Below are 5,224 nucleotides of genomic sequence, written 5' to 3' on the forward strand. Positions count from 1 at the left end.
CATCGTAAGCCCTTGTGATCGCGTCCATGAGCCGATCCCAGACGCCCGCCTTCCGCCATCGGTTGAAGCGGTTGTAGATCGTGGTCGGCGGCCCGTAGCGCGCCGGCATGTCCGCCCACGGCGCGCCCGAGCGCAGGCACCAGAAGATGCCATTGAGCACCCGCCGGTCATCCACGCGAGGCACGCCCCGCGACTTGTTGGGAAGGTGAGGCCGGATCGCCTCCCATTCGAAATCCGTCAGATCGTAGCGGCCCATCGCAAAGCTCCCGAAAAGGAGCTTGAATCACAATCGCCACCGTCAGGGAACCCAGAGCCGTTTATGGGTTTACGGCCTAATGTCTGCACATATCGTGCGCGCCATATCGACAATGCGACACATGGCGTGATTGGAAGGGAGACCTCGTGCCGCCGTCCTTTTTTGGTATCCCCGTCGTCCGGATCGCAATTCCTCCCGAACTGGCTAGTGAGGCGGCGCTTCTTACCTACCTGGGCGTATCGGCCAAAGAACTGAAAAAGATCTGGTGGTTTCGTGGTCGCATGTACCACCAATTCGAGATCGCCAAGGGGAACGGCAAGTCCAGAATCATCAATGCGCCCGACAAGCGCCTCAAATACCTTCAGCGGAAGATCGCCCCGCTGCTTGACCAGCTCTATCGCGTCCGGAATCCAGTCCATGGTTTTGTAGTTGGAAAATCAGTGAAGACAAACGCTTTAACACATCTGCGTAAGCGCTTTGTGCTCAACATCGCCCTGAAGGATTTCTTTCCGACGATCACCGAAAATCGGATCATCGGCGTCCTCGAAACACTTGGCATCGACAGTAGAGTCGCGAGCATCATTGGCCGACTGTGCTGTCACAACGCTTGCTTACCGCAAGGCGCGCCGACGAGTCCCGTCCTCTCCAACATGATCTGCTTTCGCTTAGATAAGGAGCTACTCGCCTTCGCGAAGGCTTCGCGGTGTATCTATACGCGCTACGCGGACGACATCACCCTTTCGAGTCACCAGCCAATGACGGCGCTGTTCGAGGCGGTCCCACCCTCGGGGCATTTCGCCCCCGATCTGCTTGCGCCGGCCTTCCGCAATATCATCGTTACCAACGGATTTTCGATAAACCCCGACAAAGCACACTATGCCGACCGGCACTCGCGTCGAACAGTTACAGGGCTCAAGATTAACGAGCTGCTCAATGTTGATCGCCGCTATGTCCGGAATATTCGGGCAGCACTTTATTCAGTTGAGACCCTAGGAAGGAAAGCTGCACAGGAGAAATTTGAGAGCAGTCATGGCGGTAAATCCGATCTAAGTAAACATCTTGAGGGGAAAATCACTTGGCTCCGACACATCCGGGGCCAATCTGACCCTGTATTTCGATCGATCGCGGTTCGATTCAACGCTAGTTTCCCGGAGCGTAAGATCGAAGTGACACCGACTGCGGCTGAGGTCCGCGATAGGGCTGTATGGGTTGTCGAGCATTTCGAGGGCGAAATGGCGCAAGGCAGTGCCTTCTTCCTCAGGGGCGTGGGCTTGGTCACTGCTGCCCATTGCGTCGCGGGCGTGGAAGAGGTCGAGGTCTACCATCCAAGCAAGCCGTCTAACGCCTTCAAGGCGAAAGTACTCAAGCGCGACGAGCCTCGTGACCTCGCTATTCTCGAACATGCAATCCCGGCCACCGAGTATTTCGAACTTGAGCAGTCGACCCATTCCGTTGTGGTCGGTGAAGGGCTGGTTGCTGTCGGCTATCCAAGCTTTGGCCCAGGCGACAGGCTAAATGTCCGGGATGGGAAGGTGAGTTCGCTGCCCGTCAAACATGGTGTCAAGCTGATCGAGGTCACACAGAAGCTGTCGCAAGGAATGTCCGGCGGCCCTCTCCTTGACCATAACGATGCGGTCGCGGGAATCATTCACAAAGGAGGCCCTGGTGAGGGTCGGGACTTCGCTATCCGGATTGAGATGCTGAACGATTGGCTTGCTGAATAACTTCTAGGTGGAGATGGGAAGACGTTCGATGCTCCTGGTTATCAGATGAAGAGGCGATAGTCGTATGACCCCGCGCCGAACCGCTGGAGTAGCGAGCCGATACGGGCAATTTCACTGGAGGACTGAAGCGTCGCCGGCAGTTTGGTGTAGAGGTCGAACGTGTTCCAGTTCATTTTGGAAAGTCCGAGTATCTCCGCAGATAATTGGTCGAGAGGTGTAACGCCTGCATGACGCCGGATCGTAAGCGGTGCGGGAATACGCCTCTTCCCCTGAAAGTACTTCAGGTTCGGATTGACCGCGGTGGTCGCCCCATGGACCCACAGCAAGGCTGTGAAGTCGTCGAGCTTCATCACGGTGCCCCGCCGTACCGGGTAATTATCCTCATCGATAGTGCCGTTACGGCGCGGCATCGACGCGACGTAACGAAGGGCGCGGTCTTCGACAATTTCCAGCATGTCGACAGTGGCAATTCCGCTGAGCCCGTCGAGCAACCCTTCGCGTTCCTCCTTCAGAAACGGCGTGCGCTTGTGCAGCACGACGCGCCGGGGGAGCTTCATGCGAGCGTCGAAGAAAAGCTGACGAATGGTTTCTCCGGTGCGGCGGGCGTCGTCCCGCGACATGAAGGGGTTCTTGCCCCTTATAATGGGGTTCTCAACCTTGCTCAGCCGGTATTGCAGACCCTCGCCCCGCGCGCTGTAGATGTGGCTGCACCCTAAAACGATGTGATTGCCCTTCGCGGCGTTCCGATCGATACTGAACCCGAGCCCGACATAAGCCGCGTCTTCGTCGAGGCCGCCAAGCACCCACGGCGTGCGCATCCCCTTGACATAGAGCGCGAGCGACAGCCACCACCACACGCGGCACTGCTGGGTATCCGAGAGCGTGTCCTCGGTCAGGAACTGCGTCGCGACTCCGCGCTGGACGGCGTAGGCCTTTACGAAATCATGCACGTCGAATCGCTCGTGCTCGTCGCGGTAGCCGCGCAAATGATCCCAGCGACGCGGGAAGAAAACGAGCACGACGTGTGGCGCATATGAGGAGCGCAGGGCCTCAAGAGCGCCCGTGATCTGCTGTGCGACTGATAGCGCGCCCGTGTGCTCGCCGGTGCTCAAAGGCTCCGCGCAATAAGCCCAGCCCGGCGCGTCTAGTTCGGGAATTTCGATGGGCAGGCCGTAGGCCTGCTGGAAGCCTGGATAATCGACGAGGTAGTCACGCTCCGGGTCGGCAGGACGGTGTCCCTGATTGGCCTTTTGAAGATAGGCGCGTACGTGCGGCGCTTCGGAGCGCGGGCAGATCACGCCGATGCGCAGCGACGGCACAAGCCCTTTGAGCGTGAGCGGATAGTCGAAGGGACGGTTCGCGGCGAGGCCGCGCACCGGATGCGTGTCAGTGTTTGTACCGGTTCCGCGCTTGTCACAGAACAGAAGGGCCGGCTCGGCCAGTTCAAGGCCCCTGTATTTGATAAGGGGTCGAAGGTTTTGCGTGATACTGGCGGCCCGCCCGCCGTGTGGAAGGCCGATCTGCGCGAAGACCGGGGAGCGGCGAACGCGAAACTTGAAGCTCGATCCCGCGCCGCTCGGAAACTCGAAAGAGGACGGCTTTTCCTTCGGGAAGAGCAGACCGCGCCACTTGTTCATCGCAATGTTGAACGGCTTGTTGTGCTGGTAGCCGAGAATGCCGAGCTTGACCGGCCCGGCGACATCGTGAGGCACTTCCGCTCCGTTCTGGTCCAGCACCTTGATTGACGGCTTGAGGACAACGTACTGCGTGCCACCGACGCGGCGCAGAAACACGATGACCGATTCATGCGCATGACACTGCACATTGTCCTGCCGCATCTTCTTGAGCGGCGTTTTCAGCCAAAGCTCAGACTGGCCGTCTGTCTCGACATCGGCGGCCTGCGCCATTGAGCGCACGAACGCTTCGCGCATTAGACTCACAATCGCGCCGTCCTCATAGCGCAATTCGTCGGGACTGACCGGTGTTCTCTCGACCGGCCCTTTGATGTTCTCGCCGAAGCAATCCTTGATTTCGTCCACCGTGCCGAGCGCGAGAATCTTCCCCTTGAAAGGCACTGCGACGACCGGGCGCGCCCCGGTTTGCTCCCGCACCCAGGACCAGACCTTCTCCGATGGCCAGGCGATGAGATCGAAGGAAAGCACCTCCGCCGGACAATCGATCTCGAAGGCGTTGCTCTTGATGAGGGTGTTCGCGCGATGCTCCGCCACCTGAAACGGCGCTCGCGCGAGAAGGTCGGCTGGGGCGAGCGCGGCAATGTCCTTGCGCGCCGCCTCGCGTCGCTCGCCCTCAAGGCAATGCAGTGCAAGCCGCGTCATTAAATCGTCGAAGCCGAGCGCGGGAACGTAGAAAGCCTGCCTGCCGTGTGCTCTCGCATGAGCGATCAGCCGGGCAATCGGCTCTGGAACATCGCCGTCGCCGTAGCCGCACCAATACAGTGCGCCTGTACCCTGCTCTGCGCAGGCAGCATGAAGGGCTTCCATGATGGAGCCGTCGCGCCCACTGTAGCCGCAGACGATCAGGGTGCGCTGGCGCAACTCGTCGATCAGAGCGCGGCGCAAGGCCTCTTCCTGGCGCTGGAGTTCCTCAGGCGTGTTCTTGAGTTCATCGTACCGGTAGTCGCCATGTAGCGAGACGCACAGCAACTCGCCTGCGCTCGCTGGACGGGCAACGCGGCCCTGCGTGTCGATCCCGACCTCGAAAGGCGTAAGGCTGAAATTCGCAGCGGCGCGCGCGGGCAGCCCGTCGAAGTTCGTAGACCAGACGGATCGGACAAGATCGGCCTTGGCGAGGTGGCACAAAAGCCGGTAGCCGATATGCGGCTGCGCGCCGCGCACCTTTTCCTGAAAGAAGGCACGGCGGTCGTCGGCGATGGGAAAGCAGGCGCGAATATAAAAGCCGTACTCGTCGGCCGCCGCGTGCTGTGGGTACATGCCCTGCGCGTCCAACCACTGCTGGACACGACGCTGCACGCTGGGCAGCGACAGCTCGGCGAACTGCTCTTCAAGACCGGGGTTGTTGGTGAGGAACAGGTCTCGTTTCCACTCCCATATGCAGGCTTGCGCCGATGGGATGCCGGAACTGACCGATGCGCCTGCCCCTAGGCCGTAAACCCATAAACGGCTCTGGGTTCCCTGACGGTGGCGATTGTGATTCAAGCTCCTTTTCGGGAGCTTTGCGATGGGCCGCTACGATCTGACGGATTTCGAATGGGAGGCGATCCGGC

Annotated in this window: 3 protein-coding genes; 1 reads left to right on the forward strand and 2 read right to left on the reverse strand. The window is 59.8% G+C overall.

The window, feature by feature from the left end; all coding sequences use genetic code 11:
* Window positions 1-256: transposase (locus tag P2T65_RS21070; RefSeq protein ID WP_276198947.1), on the reverse strand; the 256-nt coding region annotated here is incomplete at its 3' end.
* Window positions 257-402: 146 nt separating this feature from the next.
* Between P2T65_RS21070 and P2T65_RS21075 the strand changes: the two genes are divergently transcribed.
* Window positions 403-1,980, forward strand: a complete 1,578-nt coding sequence (locus tag P2T65_RS21075) for a trypsin-like peptidase domain-containing protein (protein ID WP_276200687.1) — start codon at window positions 403-405, stop codon at window positions 1,978-1,980.
* 41 nt (window positions 1,981-2,021) lie between these two features.
* Here P2T65_RS21075 and P2T65_RS21080 read toward each other — a convergent pair whose 3' ends face one another.
* Complete coding sequence (locus tag P2T65_RS21080) at window positions 2,022-5,156, reverse strand: SIR2 family protein (protein ID WP_276200688.1); 3,135 nt, start codon at window positions 5,154-5,156, stop codon at window positions 2,022-2,024.
* Window positions 5,157-5,224 lie beyond the last annotated feature (68 nt).

It is taken from the genome of Chelatococcus sp. XZ-Ab1 (genome assembly GCF_029309855.1).
Lineage (GTDB): Bacteria > Pseudomonadota > Alphaproteobacteria > Rhizobiales > Beijerinckiaceae > Chelatococcus_A > Chelatococcus_A sambhunathii.